Source organism: Roseobacter denitrificans OCh 114 (assembly GCF_000014045.1).
Lineage (GTDB): Bacteria > Pseudomonadota > Alphaproteobacteria > Rhodobacterales > Rhodobacteraceae > Roseobacter > Roseobacter denitrificans.
The window spans coordinates 1508609-1529142 of the sequence record NC_008209.1 but is presented as its reverse complement, the minus strand read 5'-3'; the positions used below and the strand labels follow the sequence as shown (position 1 = coordinate 1529142).

Here is a 20534-nt window from a genome sequence, read left to right as displayed (position 1 = left end):
ACAGCCCGCAAACCTTACGCCTTAAACGCCAGCGTATTCCCGGTCATCAATATGCGTCAATGAACACCAGCTCATCATTGAAGAAGGTTGTGACCGCAGAGCCCGAAGTGAAACCTGGCAGCAGCCCGTCATCTTCCAGCAAGCCCACTTCCAACGTCACCCTTGCCGTATCGGTCCCGCCATTTCCGTCACTGACCGTATAGGTAAAGCCGGTCGTGTCCCCCGGACCAACCAGATCGCCCCGGTTCTGGAAATCAACGACCCCGCCCGGGTAAACCCGGAACTCGCCGCCATTGTCACCAGCAAAGAGGATGCCCGGTTCAATGGGCTCACCGTTCACAAAGATGATTTCATCGGCACCAAAGTCGTTTTCGAGCAGGTCGGTTTGGTCATTGATCGCCCCAAGGCGGAACAGGCTGCGGCCTGCATCGTCGAGGTCGAACGCGGACACCATGAAGACGTCATCATCCGCAATGTCAGGCCCGACGTTCAAGGTCACCCGCGCGGTATCTGTGCCGCCATTGCCATCGCTGACCGTGTAGGTGAAGCCGGTGGACTCCCCCGCAGCCACGAAGTCACCACGGTTCTGGAAATCAACCACACCCCCCTCATAGACACGGAATTGGCCACCATTGTCACCGGCAAACAGAATGCCCGGCTTGATCGGCTCGCCATTGACCGAGATGATCTTGTCCGCACCGATGTCGTTTTCGAGCAGGTCCGTCTGGTCATTGATCGCCCCAAGGCGGAACAGGCTGCGGCCAGCATCGCTCAACTCACCCTCGGTGATGTCAAAAGTATCATCCGCGGCAATGTCGGGCCCGATTGTCAGGGTCACCGTCGCCGTGTCCGTGCCGCCGTTGCCATCACTGACCGTGTAAGTAAAGCCAGTTGTATCACCGGGCGCAACCAGATCCCCCCGGTTCTGGAAGTCGAGAACGCCGCCTTCGAACACACGGAATTGACCGCCATTGTCACCGGCAAACAGAATGCCCGGCTTGATCGGCGCACCATTGACCGAGATGATCTTGTCTGCGCCGATGTCGTTTTCGAGCAGGTCGGTCCGATCGTCGATCGCCGCAAGCCGGAACAGGCTACGGCCAGCAGCCGTCAATTCGCCCTCGGACACAACGAATGCATCGTTGCCTGCGGTGACATCACCACCCTCCGGGCTGATCGTGATCGTCACCGTCGCCGTGTCCGTCCCGCCGTTGCCGTCGCTGATGGTGTAGTCGAACGTGTCCGTCGCCGTTGTCCCTGCGCCCAGACCGCTGAAGCTGCCGTTCTGGTCGTAGTCAAACGTTCCGTCCGCGTTCAGCGTCACGATGGCGCCGGAGGCGAGCGTCGTGGCGACGCCAAGGGCCGCTGCCGAACCGTTCAGCGCGGTCACCGAAAGCGTATCGCCGTCGATATCACTGTCCGCGCCATTGCCATTGTCGGCCAGCACATTGCCGCTGAGCGCGCCATCGACGCTCACGCCACGGCTGTCATCCACCGCATCCGGTGCGTCATTCACGCCGCTCACGCCAATGCTGACCGTGGCAGTGTCCGTGCCACCGTTCCCATCGCTGATGGTATAGGTGAAGCTGTCCGTCGCCGTCGCGCCAACGCCGAGGAACTCGAACGCGTCGTTCGGGTCATAATCAGCCGTGCCATCGGCATTCACCGTCAGCAAAGCACCCGAGGCCAGCGTGATTTGCACTCCGACACTCGCCGCACTGCCGTTGATGGCCGACACCACCCGCGTATCCCCGGCATCCACGTCGCTGTCAGCGCCGTTGCCGTTATCGTTCAGGATGTTGCCACTGACGGCGGTGTCTTCATCCGTCGCAAAGCTGTCATCCTGTGCAACAGGTGCATCATTCACTCCGTCGATTGACACGGTGACCGTCGCCTCATCCGTTGCGCCGAACTCATCCGCCAGAGTGTAGGTGAAACTGTCGCTGCCGACATCTCCGAGCGCGAGCGTCTCGAAGGCACCGTTTGGATCGTAGTCAAACGTACCATCCGCGTTGAGGGTCAACAAAGCGCCAGAGGCCAGCGTGATCTGGGATCCGACATCGCCCACCTGCCCGTTGACAGCCGCGATGCTCAGAACCGCGCCGTTGTCCACATCGTTGTCGACCCCGTTGCCGTTATCCGCAAGCACATTGCCGCCGATGATACCGGTATCTTCATCCGTGGATACGGTATCATCCTGTGCAACAGGTCCGTCATTCACACCCGTGATCTTCACATCGACGGTCGCAGTGGCAGTGCCGCCGTTTCCATCCGTCACCGTGTAACTGAAACTGTCTGAAGCGGTTTCACCTTGGGCAAGTGTTTCGAACTGACCATTGGTGTCGTAGGTGATGGTGTCATTATCCGCCTCGACCAGCACGGCACCGATGGTGGCGAGATCATCTACCGATGTGATCTCGACATCGTCACCATCTATGTCGGTGTCATTCGCGGTAGCGATCACCGATCCCGAAGTATCTTCGGTTACAGCAAGCGTATCATCGCCCGCCACCGGCGCATCGTTTACGCCGTTGATCGTGATGCTGACGGTTGCGCTATCCACGCCGCCATTGCCATCGCTGATCGTATAGGTGAATGTATCCACCGCCGTTTCACCAACCCCAAGCGTTTCGAATTGCCCGTTCGGGTTATAATCAAACGTGCCATCGCCGTTATTCGTGACGATACCAACAGTCGTGGTGTCATCAAAGCCGGTGACGGACAGAGGATCGGTATTCGGATCCTCGTCGTTGGCCAGAACCGAGCCGGTGGTAAAGGCCGTATCCTCATCGGTGTCAAAGGCATCGGCAATCGCGACGGGTGGCAGGTTCGACCCGCCAATGGTGATCGTCACTGTCGCCGTGTCCGTCCCGCCGTTGCCGTCGCTGATGGTGTAGTCGAACGTGTCCGTCGCCGTTGTCCCCGCGCCCAGACCGCTGAAGCTGCCGTTCTGGTCGTAGTCGAACGTTCCGTCCGCGTTCAGCGTCACGATGGCGCCGGAGGCGAGCGTCGTGGCGACGCCAAGGGCCGCTGCCGAACCGTTCAGCGCGGTCACCGAAAGCGTATCGCCGTCGATATCACTGTCCGCGCCATTGCCATTGTCGGCCAGCACATTGCCGCTGAGCGCGCCATCGACGCTCACGCCACGGCTGTCATCCACCGCCTCCGGGGCATCATTCACGCCTGTGACGCCAATGCTGACCGTGGCCGTGTCGGTGCCACCGTTCCCATCGCTGATGGTATAGGTGAAGCTGTCCGTCGCCGTCGCGCCAACGCCGAGGAACTCGAACGCACCGTTCGGGTCATAATCAGCCGTGCCATCGGCATTCACCGTCAGCAAAGCACCCGAGGCCAGCTGGACCTGCGTGCCAACATTTGCGGATTGCCCATCGACCTGCGTCACAACCAGCATGTCCAGCTGATCAATGTCGCTGTCCACCCCGCCGCCGTTATTGGCAAACAGGTCAAGGCCGACGAGTCCGGCGTCTTCGCTAGTGGTAAAGAAGTCGCCCTGCGCGACGGGTGCATCGTTCAGACCGGCAATGTCGATTGTAACCGTTGCCGTATCCGTCCCCCCGTTCCCGTCAGAGACCGTGTAGTCAAACGTGTCGGTTCCCGACTGGCCCGCAGACAGGGTTTCAAACTGTCCGTTCGGGTCGTAGTCGAACGTGCCGTCACCGTTCAACGTCAACAATGCCCCGGAGGCCAGCGCCACCTGCACACCGACGTCGCCCGCCGCCCCATTGAGGGCGCTGACCAGCAGCGTGTCGCCATTTGCATCCGTGTCATTGGCGAGCACGTCACCAGTGACTGCCGTGGCCTCATCCGTCGCGGCACCATCATCAACCGCAACCGGCGCATCGGCATCGCCGTTGATCGTGATGGTCGCGGTGGCCGTATCCGTGCCGCCGTTTCCGTCCGACAAGGTGTAGACAAAACTGTCGGTGGCCGTTTCGCCCGCGTTCAGCGTGTCGAACGCCCCATTGGTATCATAGCTGAATGTGCCCGATCCGTTGACGGTCAGCAAAGCACCGGAAGCCAGCGTGATCTGTTGACCGATATCCGCCGCCTGCCCGTTGACCGCACTGATAAACGGCACGTCAGAGGCATCCGGATCGCTGTCGGCCCCGTTGCCATTGTCCGCCGTGAGGTTGCCAAACAGGGTGCTGTCTTCGCCGGTCGTCAGCGCATCGTCATTTGCAACCGGCGCGTCATTTACACCGTTCACGACAATCGACAGGGTTGCGGTCGCACTGCCGCCGTTGCCATCCGCCACCGTGTAGCTGATCGAATCCGTCGCCGTCTGCCCCACGCTCAGCGTGTTGAACGCCGTGCCAGGATCATAGATGAATTGCCCATCCGAGCCCAATGTGACAGAGCCGCCGCCGCTGGTTGTGGTGGCGACGCCCACCGCGAGGGTCGATCCCCCAACCTCGGTGACCACAAGGGTGTCGTTGGCATCGATATCGGTATCATTGCTCAGGACATTGCCGGAGGTCGAGCTGTCTTCATCCGTGCTGACCGTGTCGTTTACGCCAAGCGGCGCATCGTTCACACCTGCAATCGTCAGCGTCACGGTCGCCGTGTCACTGCCGCCATTGCCATCTTCGATCGTGTATTCGAAGGTCTCGGTCGCGGTATCCCCGACGCTGAGGTCTTCATAGCCGTTGTTCGGGTCAAAGCCGAACTGACCGTTGCTTTGCAGGGTGACTTGCCCGCCACCCGCCAGGAGCACGGCAACACCCACATTGGCGGCACTGCCGTTCACTTGCGTTACGGTGATCGGATCGCCACCGGCATCGCTATCGGCGCCATTGCCGTTATCGGCCAGAACATCGCCAGTTACCGTCACCTCTTCGTCGGCTGCGATACTGTCGTCTCGCGCTACAGGTGGCGGGTTGGTGCCGTTGATCGAAATCGTCACCGATGCCGTGTCTGTGCCACCGCGTCCATCCGAAAGCGTATAGTCAAAGCTGTCGGTGCCGCCGGTGCCAAAGGCCCCGTTCGGATCATAATCAAAGGTGCCGTCCGCATTCAACGTCAGCAGCGCGCCAGAGGCCAGAGTGATCTGATTGCCAACATCGCCCGCCTGACCGTTGACTTCGGACACAGTGAGGGTGTTGACCGCATCCACATCGCTGTCAGCGCCGCTGCCATTGTCATTCAGCACATTGCCTGAGATCGGGTTGTCGTCATTGGCGGCAAAGGCATCATCAACCGCATCGGGATCATCGTTTTCACCCCGTACAAAGAAGTTGACCGTGGCCGTATCCGTGCCGCCTTCCCCGTCCGAAATCTCGTAAGACAGTTGATCGGAAGTGGTCTGGAAATCCGCGAGGTCTTCGAACTGACCGTTTGGATCATAGTCAAAGCTGCCATCGGCATTCAGTGTCACCAGCGCACCGGACGCCAGCGTGATCTGCTGCCCGACGTTTGCCGCAACACCGTTCACCGCACTGACCGTCAGCGCATCCCCGCCCGGATCACTGTCGTTGGTCAGGGCGTTGCCAGTCAATGCGGGGCCGTCTTCGTTGACATTGACAAAGTCATTCGTGGCATTCGGGTTGGCATTCACAACCGTCACTTCGAATGTATCAGTCTCAACCGAATTTGCCTCACCCGCATTGTCATCCACCGTCACCGTGACGGTGAAGGTGCCTTCGCCCGCGAAAACATGGTTGAGCACAGGAGACAGCGACGACGTGGTGAACGTCGCAAGCGGCGAACCGTCGCCATAAGCCACCGTGAAAGAACGCGAATCCGTATCCGGGTCCGTCAGCGTCAGGGTCCGGTTCAGGTTTGCGCCTTCACCGACACTCGTATCTGCACCGGCCTCCAGACCGGGGGCATCATTGACCGGGTCGACGGTAATATTCGCAGCAACAGGCGGATCTTGCGAGAAGGCAATCCCGTCAGAACCCGTCCACAGGAAGCTGTCAAGGCCATTGAAATCCTGATTACCGGTGTAAATCAGATTACCCGCCAGCAAATCCGCTCGGGACACGATCTGACCCGCAATCACGGGAACACCATTCAACGCCAATGCGCCATTCACCGGGAAGGTTTCGATGCGGATTTCTTCCAGCGTGTTGCCGTTGGGGTCAACAAAGCCTGCTTCAAAGATCGCGGCATCCAATACGATCGCCGTATCTTCGTCGCCATTGGCAGATACCGGCGAAATCGACGGTGCATCATTGCCATAGATCTGGATCAAAACCGACCCGTTCCATGTGATCACAAAACCACCACCGGGCAGACCGGCGATATCAGGCTGGTTCTGCGACCCGCTTGTTGTTGTGTTGACCTGGAATTGGCTGTCGACGCGCGCACCACTGGAGTCGTATTGCTGCGCGAACACGCCCTGACCCGATCCATCCGTTCCGGCGTGATCAACCCATGCGATCACGAAATCGCCATTGTCCAGTGCCGCAACCACGGGATCGTTCTGCGTGGTAAAGCGCTGGTCGTTGACGCGGAACTCATCCACCAGCGGTGTACCGTCAGGGGCGATGATCGTGGCGTAAATGCCCGTCCCGCTCAGGTCCGCGACTGAATCTGTCCATGTCACCACGACATTACCGTCGCTCAGAACCGTTACCTCGGCGTCCGTCTGGTCGCGCCGCGTCGCGGTATTGACCTGGAACTCTGCACCGACAGGTGCCGCGCTGGCATCATAGCGCTGTGCGAAAATACCAAAGCTGTCACCGTCCGCAGTTCCGGCACTGGAGAACGACTGCCAAGTAACAAGGAAGCCACCATCGTTCAGTTCAGTGACCGCAGGGGCCGACTGCGTGCTGACCGTTTCCGTGTTCACGACAAACTGGCCGCCGATGGGCGTACCATCCGCCTGGAAATGCCGCGCGACGATGCCGCTGCCGTTGCCATCACCCGCGCCGCCTGAATTCGCGGATTCCCACGTGATTACAAATGTATCATCATTCAATACGGCAATGTCCGGGTTGGTCTGCGTGCTGCTCACCAGATCGTTTGCAACAAACTCGCTGCCATTCAGCGTGCCGTCAGGGTTGAAGACCTGCGCGACGATGCCGCTGCCACTTCCGTCCAGCGTGTCGTCCACCCATACAACAACCCAGCCTCCGTTGGAGAAGGCGGCGATTTCCTGCAACGACTGATCCTGTGCCGTTGTCGTATTGATCTGGAACTCATCGCTTGCACCTGAGGCGAGACCCGTCCCGTCGCGTGCCAGCTTGTTGCCGTTCACGTCAAAGCGTTGGCCAAAGATGCCCTCTCGGCTGCCATCCGTCCCAAAGCTTGTCCATGTGACGATGAAATCGCCCCCGGTCCCCGGCAGGGTCACGATCTCAGGGTCATCCTCGCTTCCGGTATCAGTCGTGTTCACGATCTGCTCGCTACCCACGGGTTGCGCAGAATCCGGCGTTGGCGTGATGGTGATCGTGACGACCTGCGGCTCTGACGCGCCGCCATCGCCATCGGTCACCTGAATGCGCAGGTCCCGCGTCGGCAACGGATCATCCGAGATGTTGCGATAGGTCAGGTTTTCAACCAAAAGTTCCACGATCTCGGCTGTCGCATTGGCATTCAGGCGCAATTCAAACGGTGTGCCGTCCTGCCCGTTCTGAATGATCTGAGCCACTTGGGTGCCATCCACCGACACCGCCGTTCCTGCAATCGTGATCTGTGACGTCTGACGCAGGCCAAGCTGGTCCTGCGTCAGATCATCCGGTGCATTGATCTGATCGATCAACGGCGCCGAAGAAATCAGGTTCGAAACAAGAATGGACCCGCCATCAAAGTCCGCTGAGTCCGGATCGGAAACCGCCGCAGCACCATCCGCATCAATCAGTTGCGGCACGCCATTCAGCGTGTTTTCGAGGTATGTGACCTCGCGGTTGATCCCCTCAACCACCGGATCGCCCCCACTGGCAAAATCCGCAGGGTCCCCGATGATGCGATGGAATACGCCGGCACTGCTCCCGTCACCCGCGGTGCCGCTGGTTTGCGAGGTAAAGGACACGACAAAATTTCCGCCCGGCAGCGCCGCGATGGAGGCTTCGTTTTGCGTGGAACTGAATTCCTGATTGACCTGCAACGCACCATCAATCCGGTTTCCCTGCGCATCGTACTGCTGCACGAACACGCCGGTGCCGCTGCCGTCAGTATTGTTGCCGTCGGAGTAGGTGATCGCAAACCCGCCACCGGAAATGGCAATCACATCGGGCGCGGATTGGACGCTATCAACCACTTCGTTGACAAGGAACTCCTCGCCCACGCGGTTGCCGAACCCGTCAAAACGCTGTGCGTAGATCCCGGCGGATGTGGTGAAGCCGAAATCATCCGCCACATCCGATTCAAAGACGACGACATAGCCGCCATCCTCAGTTGCGGCAACCTTTGGCGCGAACTGCGAGAACCGCTCGGTCGTGTTGACCTGCACCGGCCCACCAATCTGACTGTCGTCAGCGGCATAACGCTGCATGAAGACACCAGCGTCGTTATCGCCCGGATTATCCACGTTTGTCGCGGTAAAGACGACGACATATGTACCGTCCGATTGTACCGCGACATCTGGTGCGACCGCACTGGAAGACCCGAGTGGGGCGATCACGGTTTCACTGCCGACCGCACCCCCCTGATCGTTGTAACGCTGCACATAAATTTCGTCGATGAACGGGCTGGTTGATTCACGGCCGTTGCGGACAAGGACAAAATCACCGTTGTCAAAGGCCGCAAGTGCCGGGGCATCTGCATCGAAATGGGTCGTGCTGGCCACGGCGATTTCGCCGCCAACAGGCTGACCATTGACGTCAAACACCTGAATCGCGATTTCTTCGTCACCATCGACACCGATCAGGCCGGAGCTATCCTCCCAGGCGACGACAAAACCACCCGTGGACAGACCGACCACATCCGGGTTGTTTTGCGCAAAAGCCGCATTTGTGTTGACCTGAATTTCACCACCGACCGGTGCACCTGAAGCGTCATACCGCTGGGCAAAAACACCGAAATCGTTATCGCCTGTCGCATCCTGATTGGTGGAGGACCATACGATAACGTATCCCCCGTCAGCAAGCGATGCGACCTTGCTGTCGGCTTGACTGTTTGTCGTGAAGGAGTTCGTCTGAACCTCATCGCCGACCGGAACGGCACCGTCGGTTTCCGGCGTGATGTTGATCTGCACCACATCGCGCACATGCCCGCCGTCGCCATCATTGACCTGAATGGATACAAGCCGCGACGTTTCCGGATCATCCGAAGAATTCGCATAGGTCAGAGAGCGAATCGCCTCCTGAACCCGTTCCTGCGTCGCCGCAGCGTTCAGTTGCACCACCAGTTCGGCGCCATCCGCACCGTCGGATGTGATTGTCCCGATCGCGGTCCCGTCAACCGAAAGCGTCGTGCCGGAAATCGACACAGCGCCGCTTGTATCAAAGCCGAGGTTGTCCTGGGATGCATCATCCGGTGCCGCGAACTGCGATTGGATCACATCATTGACAACCATCGAAACCGTCAGCGCGCCACCGTCAAAATCAGCGGAATCCGCGTCGCCCAACCCAACGGCAGTCGCAAACAACTGACCCGACGCGTTCACATCCGCCTCATCAAGCGTGACACTGGCGTCCAGCGCGACCAGAACCGGGTTTTCGGAAATCTGCACCGTGCCCGCATTGGCAAAGACCTGTTGGAAAATGCCGTTGCTGTTCCCATCGCCCGCCGTGCCCGAGGTGACCGAGGTCCAAACGGCGGTGAAGCCGCCATTTGGCAATGCCACCAGACGTGCTTCACTCTGCGTGGAACTGAATTCGGTGTTCAACTGGAACTCACCGTCGATGCGGCTGCCGTCTGCTGCATAGATTTGGCCAAACACGCCGTTTCCGCTGCCGTCGGTCCCGCCGTTGTCCGACCAGGCCACGACCCAGCCGCCCGTATCGAGCGCGATGACATAGGGATCAAACTGCGCATTCACGGTGGTTTCGTTGACCAGCGTCTCGCCACCGATTGCCACCCCATTTGCGTCAAAGCGCTGCATCTGGACGCCGGTGGAGCTGCCGTCCACACCGCTGTCGTCATCCCAGACCACCACAAAGGAGCCATCCGCAAGCGCTGCGACGCGGGCGGCATCCTGATTGCTGGACGTTGCGGAATTGACCTGGAATTCCCCGCCAACCGCTGTGCCATCTGCCTCGAAAAGACGCGCGAAAACGCCGTTTGCGCTGCCGTCGCCAGCCGTGCCAGAGGTGAAAGACGTCCATGTCACAACGATCCGACCGCCGCTCAGAATGGCGACGGAGGCGTCGCTTTGCGTGGATGAAAACTCTTCATTGACCTGAACAGACGCGCCCAAAGGCGTGCCGCTCGCATCAAACTGCCGCAGGAATACGCCGACGCCACTGCCATCCGCACTGCCCGAGTCAGAGAAAACCGCAACGATCGTACCGTCCGATTGCGCAGCAAGATCAAGCTGGTTTTGCGTGCTGCTGGTGATGTCGTTGACAAGGAACTCACCGCCGACCTTGGCGCCGTTTTCATCATAAACCTGCGCAAAGGTGCCACTGCTGATTTCACCAGCCGCGATACCAGCCGGATTCGCAAAGCTGTTATCGCTCCACCCGACGACAAAACCGCCTGTGGGCAGGCCGGTGACTGTAGGATCGGTTTGCGCGAATTCGGTATGCAGGTTGATCTGGAATTCACCACCAACCGGATCACCGTTCAGATCATAACGCTGGCCAAAGATCCCGGCGTTGGCATCTTGCACACGGTCCTGATCCGCACTGACCCAGACGACCACATATCCGATCTGCGCACCGGAGGAATCGTAGATCTCCGATGTGGCGGCATCATTCTGGCTGCCGGCCACGAATGTATTGACCTGTTCTTCGTCACCCTGCGGCAGAACTGTGCTGTCGACTTCACTATTTACAATAATGTCAATGATTTGCGATCCGGTTGAGCCGCCATCACCATCCGTAACCTGCACAGCGACCTGGCGCGATTCAAGCGGGTTGTCCGACAGGTTCTGATAGGACAACTGCGCGATGATCGACTCCACCGCCTCGGGTGTGGCTGATGCGCTGCTGAGCGCGATTTGCAGCGGGTTGCCCCCACTGCCGTCTTGCACGATCGTCCCGATGACGCTGCCGTTAACCGAGACCTGCGTTCCGGAAACGCTGACGCCATTGCCGTCCAGAACACCCAGCAGGTCTTGCGCAATGCCTTCGCCGGGGCCGCGCAGTTGTTCCTCATTGAGGCTGCTGCCCACGATGCGCTGCACAAGGATGCTGCCGCCATCAAAATCGGTTGAATCCAAATCGGTCAGGGACAGCGCGCCATCCTGATTCAGCAGTTGAGGGGCCGCATTTACGGTGTTTTCCTCAAAACGCGCCGTGTCCTCGACACCTGCCAAGACCGGTGCCATCGCCCCCGCTGGAAGCGCCGGTTGGTCAAACAACGCCTGGAACACACCTACGCCTGAACCATCTCCGGCTGAGCCAGAGGTCTGCGAGGCCCAAACGGCGGCCAGTGTGCCATTGTTCAACACGGCGAGGTCTGGTTGGCTTTGCGTGGATGAAACCTCTTCATTCACCACGAATGCATTGCCGTCGAAAGAGCCATCCGCGTTGAAACGCTGTGCAACGACACCGGTACCGGACCCGTCAACACCGCTGGAATCTGACCATGCAACGGTAAAGCCGCCGCCCGGCGTTCCCACCACAACAGGATCAGCCTGCGTTGAGATTGTCGATGTGTTGACCTGGAATTCAGCGCCCTGTGCCGCGCCACTGCTGTCATACACCTGACCGAAGATGCCATCGCTGCTCCCGTCATCGCTTTGCCATACGACGATAAACCCACCGTTTGGCAATGTTGCACTAGAGCCCAGAACGGCCACGTCCGGGCGCGACTGGCTGCCTGCCGTTGTGGTGTTGATCTGCTGCTCATCGGCACCGGCAAGCGTTCCGTCAAAGGAAACCAACTGGCCGCTTGTATCCACACGCTGTGCAAAAATCCCGATGGACGAGCCATCGCTGCCGCCCTGTTCTTCCCAGACGACCATGACATCGCCATTGTCCAGCAAGGTGACCTGCGCGCGTTGCTGCGCGCCAGACGTCGTGGAGTTGATCTGGAACTCGCCGCCTTCCGGCGCACCGGATGCATCGAAAACACGCCCGAACACGCCATTGCCGCTGCCGTCACCCGCAGAGCCAGAGGCAGTTGAGGTCCAGACAACCATGAAGCGACCAGCACCAAGGTCGACCGCCTCCGGTTGGTTTTGTGTCGATGAAAACTCTTCGTTCACCTGAAAGGCGGAGCCGACCTCCGTGCCGTCATTCTGATAAACCTGGGCAAAGACGCCCTGCCCGCTGCCATCCCGCCCGGTGTTATCGTTCCAAAGCAAAACGAACGTCCCATTGGACAGTCCCTCGGCCCGCGGCTGGATCTGATCACCGAAAGCGATATCGTTCACCTGAAATTCAACGCCGACCTGCTGGCCTTGTTCATTGAACTTTTGCGCAAAGATACCGCGATTGCCCGAGGCGGGGTTGTCTTGCTGCGTTGAATTCCAGACGACGATGTAGCCACCATCGCTCAACTCCGCGATGCGCGGGGCCTGCTGCGTGCTGGCAGTGAAGGAATTCACCTGCGATTCCTCCGCAAGGCCGGTGTCAATCGTCACCAGATCGCGGATAAGCTCTTGCTCCATGCGGGTGAACGGCGTCTGGTTCCCCGCCTGATTGCCGATTGCGAGGTCAAAGCCGAGGCGGTTTGTGCTGCTCAGCCCGCCGGTGATGCCAAATGTCAGCGCTTCGGCAAGGGCTTCGATCCCGGCTTCGGATGCATTTGCATTCAGATCGACCCGCAGTGTCGCCCCGTCAACACCGTTCGATGTCGCGTTGACCGTACCGATGACCGTCCCTTCGTAAGACACATTTGTCCCGTCAAAGCCGATCTCGCCCGCACCAGTGCCTTGATCTTGAATTGATATCTGCTTGTTCGCCGAAGAGTTGAACACTTCCGAAATCGACAAAAAGCCACCGTCAAAGCTCGTGCCTGCCAGATCATCAAAGTCGATATCTGCATCAATGAGTTGCGGTGCAGCAAACAATGCCGCCTCACTGCGCGCGGGCGCATCGTCAAGCTGCGTCGCCTCGTTCTCAGGGTCTGCAAAATCATCCAGTGCCAGCCCGGTAGCCGTTGAGGATCCGGGCGAGATCCGGACGTAGATCGAATCCGGCTCAGTCTGACCGCCATTCCCGTCCGTCACGGTGAACCCGATGCCGCGGTTGGTGAACTGGAGGTTCACGGCGGTATCGGTGGAACCATAGGCCAAATGCTCCATGATCGTTTTGACCGCTGCCGCATCCGCCGCCGCGTTGAAATCAATCCGCAAGGATTCCCCGTTGACGCCGTTTTGCGCCGCAGCAATGGTCCCGATGGCCGTGCCATTGATACTGATCGTGCTGCCCGAAATCGTCACGACGCCATCCGTCGCGATGCTCAGCTGATCGCTCGCGGTCCTGCCCGACGTGTAATAGACCTCAAGAGCGCCACCGTTGAAATTGGCGTTGTCAGGGTCAGAAAACCCGATTGCGTCATCCAGAATTTGCGCACCACCTACAATGTCATCCGCAAACAGCTGAACATCCCGCTCAACGTCTTCAAGCACAGGAGAGTTGTTCGCGCTCGGTGCGGATTCAAATGTTCGCAACGAAACGCCAAGGCTAGATCCATCGCCCGCGCCGCCGCTGTTGAAGGAGGACCAGACCGCCGCAAAACCATCGTTGAAAGATGTAACGGCGGATTGGAATTGCTGCGATGATGTCTCAACGTTCAGCTGGATTTCACCGTCTATGCGGTCACCATTGGCGTCAAAACGTTGCCCGAAAACACCATCGCCGCTGCCATCCTGATTGCTGCCCGCGGTCCAGCTGACCAGGAAGCCCCCATCACTCAGGGCCGTGATGTCCGCATCACTTTCGCTATTGAGCCGGTCCGTATTGACGCGGAATTCACCGCCAACGGCAGCGCCATTTACGTCATAGCGTTGTGCAAAGATACCACCAGCAGACCCGTCCAGCAGGTCATCTGTCCAGACGACGACAAAACCACCGCCATTCAAACCAATCACAGCCGGCTGTGACTGATCATCAAGGGTTGTCGTGTTAACCTGAAACTGCGTACCCGCTGCGGCGCCGTTTGCGTCAAAACGCTGCGCGAAGACACCATTGCGCGCGCCGTCCCCTTCGGAACCGCTGGCAAAGGATGTAAACACGACCACATGGCCTGCGTTGTTGCCGTTGGTGTCCACAAGCGTCGCAACATCGGGTTGCGACTGATTGCCCGACACCGTCGCTGTGTTCACCGTGGTTTCGGCACCGACGGCAACACCACTTGCGTCAAATCGCTGACTGAGGATCGCGTCCTGATTGCCATCGCCTTCATCCGACACATAAGTGGCGACAAATCCACCGTCAGCAAAGGCTGCGACCGCAGGTGAAAACTGGGAAAACGCCACGGCTGTATTTACAATGATTTCAGCGCCTTGTTCGACGCCATTTGCATCATAGCGCTGTGCCACAATGCCTGTGTCGAAATCGCCGGGATTGTCCTGATTGGTCGATTGCCACGCAACGACGAAGCCGCCGTCGGCCGTTGCCGTCACGGTGGGTGCGCTCTGCGCGTTTTCGGTGATGTCATTCACCAGGAATTCAGGGCCTGAAGGTATCCCGTTCGCATCATACAACTGGGCGAATACGCCGGTGTTGAAATCGCCGTTGTTGTCCTGATTGGTAGACTGCCAGACCACGACGATGCCGCCACCCGTCAGTTCAGCGACCTGCGCATTGTCCTGATTGTTTTCTGTTTGCGCGTTCACACGACGTTCATCACTGGCGACAAGCGTGGAATCCGTCTCGGGCACGACGGTGACTTCGATCAACTGTGTCGGTGTACTTTGCCCATCCCCATCGGTGAGGTCCACGCTCAAGCGTCGCGCTGCCGCTGGCGCATCCGAGCCATTGCCGTAGGCAAGGTTGCCCAGCAGGGCCTCGACCGCTTCACTGGTCGCATTCGCATTCAGCGTAATCGCAAATACAGACCCGCTGTTTGTAATGGTGCCGACGGTTGTGCCGTCCACTGTTACCGTGTCGCCGGTGTCCAGCCCGGAGAATTGAACATCACCATTGCCCACGTCTCCGGCCACAAGTCCAAGCTGGTCCTGCGCATCATCATCGCCGGGATTGAGCTGTTCGATAGCATCAAAAGTCCGCGCCACCGCGAGCGTGAGCACGCCCCCGTCAAAGTCATTCGAATCCGCATCCCCAAAAGCAACAGTCGCGTCAGCGTCCAAACGTTGCAGCCCTGCGTTGACATCCGCTTCATCAAAAGTCGCAGTGTCGGAAAAGCCCTGAAGGACAGGCGCCGCGCCCGGGGTGAAATCTGCCGGATTGCCATAAACCTGCTGGAAAACACCATTGCTGCTGCCATCACCCGACGCGCCGGATGTGACCGACGAAAATGTCGCGACGAAATTACCACCCGGCAAGGGGGCGAGCTTGGGCGAAAACTGGCTGCTGACAAAAGTTTCCTGATTGAGCAGGAATTCCCCATCGAGCCGTTCGCCCGTGGCCGAATAGCGCTGTGCGAGCACCGCATCACCGCTCGCATCCGCATTACCGGAAAAATTACGCCACGCGATGACGAACGTGCCATCATCCAGCCCGATCACATCGGCTTCGCTTTGGGTGCTGGAAACGCTGTCATTGACGATGAAAACATCGCCTGCGGGCGCACCAGACGCGTCATACCGTTGCGCAGCAATACCCTGACCTGACCCATCAAGACCGCTCGTATCTGTACATGCAATGACAAAACCGCCATCCGCCGTGGCTGCAATTGCCGCCCCGAACGTGCTGCTTGACGTCACCCCGACCTGTGCTTCGGCCACAGCTTCGGTGCCATCGGGATTGAACACCCGCACGAAGGCCGTGCCGCCAGAGAAATAGGTTACTGCAATGCTGCCATCGGTCAGAACGGCCACATCTGCCGTGCCCTGATTGCCGGAGGATGTCGTATTTGCAACGATCTCGCCCCCGACAGGCGTGCCGTCTGTGGCAAAGCGTTGCATCAGGACAGCATCCGCAGAGCCGTCCCCAATGTCGGACGTGTAGACAACGACATACCCGCCATTCGCAAAGCCCGGTGTGCCGGTCGGGATGGTGGCAACGGCGGGGTCGAACTGCGTGGATGTCACCGATGTGTTGACAACTGTTTCGCCTCCAACCGGCGTGCCGTCCGCCGCGTACCGTTGCGAAATTATGCCGAAGTCGCTGCTTTCCGGCACATCGAGGAAGCCGGACTCCCAGACGACAACCCAACCGCCGTCCGTCAGACCGGTCACGACAGGATCGGCCTGATCGCCTAAAGTCAACGTGTTGATCTGAAATTCACCGCCAACGCGCACCCCTTCGGAATTATACCGCTGGCCAAAGACGCCTTCACCGCTTTCGTCCTGCGCTTCGGAATTCCAGACAACAACCCAGCCGCCATCCGTCAGCGCGGCCACTTCCTGCTCATCCTGTGCGTTTGCGACAAAACTGTTCACCCGGCCCTCGGGTCCCACAGGCACCGGTGCGCCCGCCTCAGCGACTTGGTTGATCCGGATTTCCAGTGAACGCGGCTGGGTCAAACCACCATCACCATCCTCGATCAACAGCGAATAGGTCCGTGAATCCCGCGGGTTATCAGAGTCCGTCTGGTAAGACAGCGCATTCAACAGCGTCTGAACCCGATCCGGCGTTGCACCGGCAAGCAAATCCAGCTCCAGATCAGCCCCATTCAGCCCATCCGAAGCAACGCTCGCAACCGCCACACCGTCAACGCGCAGGGTTGCGCCGGTTTGCGTGACAGCCCCCCCAACGGCGACAAAGACCGAGTCCTGCGTCAGATCATCAGGCGCGCCAAAGCGGTCGGCAAGCGGTTCAGTGACGACACGGCTCAGGCGGATGACACCGCCTTCAAGGTCCGCTGAATCCGCATCGGTCAAAGACAGACCACCCGTCAGAACAAGCTGGCTGCCGATGTTTGCAGCGTCTTCGTCTATCTCGATGATCTGCGGCAGCCCTTGCAGCACGGGCGCGGCAGACTGCGCGATTTCGGCAGGGTCTCCGATGATCTGCTGGAAAACACCGCGGCTGCTCCCGTCCCCGGCCGTGCCAGAGGTCTCGGATGTCCACTGCACCACGTAGTTTCCATTGGGCAGGGCGGCCAACGCAATCTCGTTCTGCGTCGACAACACCTCGGTATTGACCCACGTTTCACTGTCCAGCCGCGTGCCATCGGCGTCAAACACCTGCACGAACACTTCCTGACCATTGCCCGGCGCGGGCACGGAGGTATCCGTCCAGCCGATGACAAAGCCACCGGTATCCAGCGCGATGATATCCGGGAAGGTCTGGTCCCCGGCCACGGTATCATTCACGCGGGTTTCGTCACCGATTGCGACCCCGGTATCGCTGAAGCGCTGATAGTAAATCCCGCCGGAACTGAAATCCTGACCCTCAGAGCGCCAGACAACGACGAAATCGCCATTGGCCAATGTGGCGACCTTGGGCAGTGCTTGCGCACTGTTCGTAAATGAATTGACCTGGAATTCGCCACCTTCCGGGCTGCCGGCGCTGTCGAAAATACGTGCTGAAATGGATGAAGACGACCCATCGCCATTTGCAACGTCGTTCTCCTCCCAGGCCACAACGAAACGACCTCCGCTGAGGGCCGAAACCGCAGCGGTATCCTGTGCGTTGATGGTTTGTTCATTGACCGCAATTTCACCGCCCACACGCGCACCTGCCGCATTGAACAACTGCGCAAAGACACCGTTTGAATTGCCATCCCCGGCCGTACCGGAATTCACCGAAGTCCACGTGACCACATAGCCGCCATTGCTGAGCCCCGTGACCTGCGGCTGGAACTGACTGCTTGAGGTTTCCGTCTCGACCTGCACCTCGCTGGCAACAAGGGCACCGGACGCGTCATAGCGATTGAGGCGCACGCCCGAGATCGTGTCATCGTCCCAGACGATAACCCAGCCGCCGTCGTTCAGGCCAGCAACATCCGCGTCAAACTGCGACGAGGTAACTGTCGTATTCACCTGAAATTCCGGCCCCACTGCGCCACCCGCCGCATCATAACGCTGCGCAAAAACGCCGAAGTCATTATCGCCGGAGTTATCCTGATTCTGTGACGTCCAGACGGAGATATATCCACCATCCGCCAGACCTGCGATCGCGGAATCCGACTGGCTTGAAACCGTGACTGTATTGACCTGCCGCTCGGTTCCGACAAACCCATCGATATCGGCGTCCGGCGTCACCTCAACGCTGATCAAAACGGGATCGGATGTCGCGCCATCCCCATCTTCGACGAGGAGCTCAAGCGTCGTCTGTTCGCGCGGATCATCAGACACAATACCAAAGGTCAACTGCTCTAGCAGCACCTCGACCGCCGCAGCGTCAGCCGCAGCATTCAGATCAATAATCAAAGGTGAACCGTCGGTGCCATCGCTGCTGATACTGCCGACCAGCGTTCCGCCGACCGACACATTTGCACCGTTGAGCGCGACAAGCCCGGTCGCGTCCAACCCCAATTGCAACTGGGCATCAGCATCCTGATCGGCAAAGCCATCTTCGGACAAAGACTGCCCGATGGTAGACAGGACAATCCGACCCCCCGCGAAATTCATCGAATCCGCATCGGAAAATGCAACTGCACCTTCTGCATCAAGGCGCTGTGGCGCGGCGTTCACATCTGCTTCGGAAAACGTCCGCGTCACGGAAAAGGCTTCGACCAGAGGCCGTGCCGAGGGCGCCGAGAATGTCAGCTCCTCTCCAAAGATGCGCTGGAACACACCCTGCCCCGCCCCGTCACCCGCGTCACCAGACGTATCAGAGGTCCAGACGGACACGAAATCGCCATTGGCAAGGGCCGAAATATCGCTCTGCGTCTGGGACCCGCTTGTCTCTTCGTTCAACAGGATCTCACCCGACACGGCGACACCATCGACGTCGAAACGTCGGGCGAAAACGCCGTCACCGCTGCCGTCGCCAGCAGTGACGCTGGTTGCGGATGTCCATGTGACCACGAAACCGCCGTCTCTTGTCGAGGTGACCTCCGGATCATATTGTGACGAAGAAGTCTCGATATTGACCTGGAATTCGCTGCCTACGGCCGTGCCATCCCCCTCAAAGACCTGCCCGAAGATACCGAAGCCGCTGCCATCCGCCGCACTGGTGTCTTCCCAGACGACCACAAACCGGCCACCGTCCAGCCCTGAGACGGCAGAATCCTGCTGCGCGCCCGCTGTTGTCGTATTGACCAGAAACTCGCTGCCGATCGCGGTGCCGTTCGGTTCATAAAGCTGTGCAAAAACGCCTTGACTTGATCCATCGCCCGCTGTGCCGGACGCAGGACTGGTCCAGGTGACAACGATGCCGCCAGCGGCAAGCCCATTAGCGCCACCACTTGGCGCGACGGCAGCGATCGAGACCTCCCCCTGATTTGACGATATTTCCGAATTAACCTGCACGTCATCGCCAAGCGGCGCGCCCGCAGCATCATAGAAACGCACGCGGATGCCATCGCTGTTGCCATCGCCGAGATCATCCGAGAAGGCGACGGCAAAGCCACCACCGGGCACGCCTGCGACCTCAGGATCAAACTGCGTCGCAGCTATGTTCACCGCATTGACCTGAAACTCGCCGCCCGCTTTGGACCCATCCGCCGCAAAGCGCTGTCCATAGATGCCAAAGTCAAAGGAGCCCGGCGTATCCTGATTGCGGGATTCCCAGACGATCACGAACCCGCCGTCATCCGTTGCCGCAATCGACGGGTCGCGCTGAATCTCGATGGCTGTGTCGTTGACAACGGTCTGCGCGCCGATGCGCTCACCCTGCGCCGAGAACCTTTGCGCGAATATACCGTCCTGATCCCCGTCCTGACCCGCCGACACCCAAGCTATCACATAGCTGCCATCGGCCAGTGTTGCGACCCGTGCTTCGTTCTGATTTCCGACGGTAAAGCTGTTGACAAGTTGTTCTGGCGTCAAAGGAGAATTCATGGGACCCTCTTAAAAATTTGGACCGCTAAAATGCGGACATAAAAACCTGATGGAGCATGAAAACAGCCCCGAATTGGTAAACAGAGTTTATCGCTCTTAACTTTCTGTCAACCAATTTTCCGGGCTTTCGGCTCGGGAATTTTAACTGAAGCCGGGCATGCAAGGGCGCATCGGGACCGCCGTTTTCACCGCAACCTCGCTATTTCGACCTATACGTGTAGATGCAGTGTATCTAGGACATGCAGAGGTTTCTTGCGGCCATCCCTATGGCGAGCGCTGCGGCGGGCTCGATTGGTAAATATATCCAAGCATTTAGCGATTTAGCCGGCGCAATCAGAAGCCATGGCAACGGCCCGGCACCCTGCGACGCGCACCTTGCAAGACTGAGAAATGGCAAATTTTGTCGCGCAGCAGGTGGGCGGCGCAGGATTTTAACAAT

1 protein-coding gene is annotated in these 20534 nt (G+C 59.1%); it reads right to left on the bottom strand.

The window, feature by feature from the left end:
* Nucleotides 1-46 precede the first annotated feature (46 nt).
* Nucleotides 47-20095 carry a beta strand repeat-containing protein gene (locus tag RD1_RS07320; RefSeq protein WP_011567832.1) on the bottom strand — a complete coding sequence of 6683 codons (20049 nt, stop codon included), beginning with the start codon at nt 20093-20095 and terminating at the stop codon, nt 47-49.
* Nucleotides 20096-20534 lie beyond the last annotated feature (439 nt).

Excerpts from the sequence above, each read along its gene's own strand:
- RD1_RS07320 (WP_011567832.1), bottom strand. The coding sequence starts at position 20,095 with ATGAATTCTCCTTTGACGCCAGAACAACTTGTCAACAGCTTTACCGTC.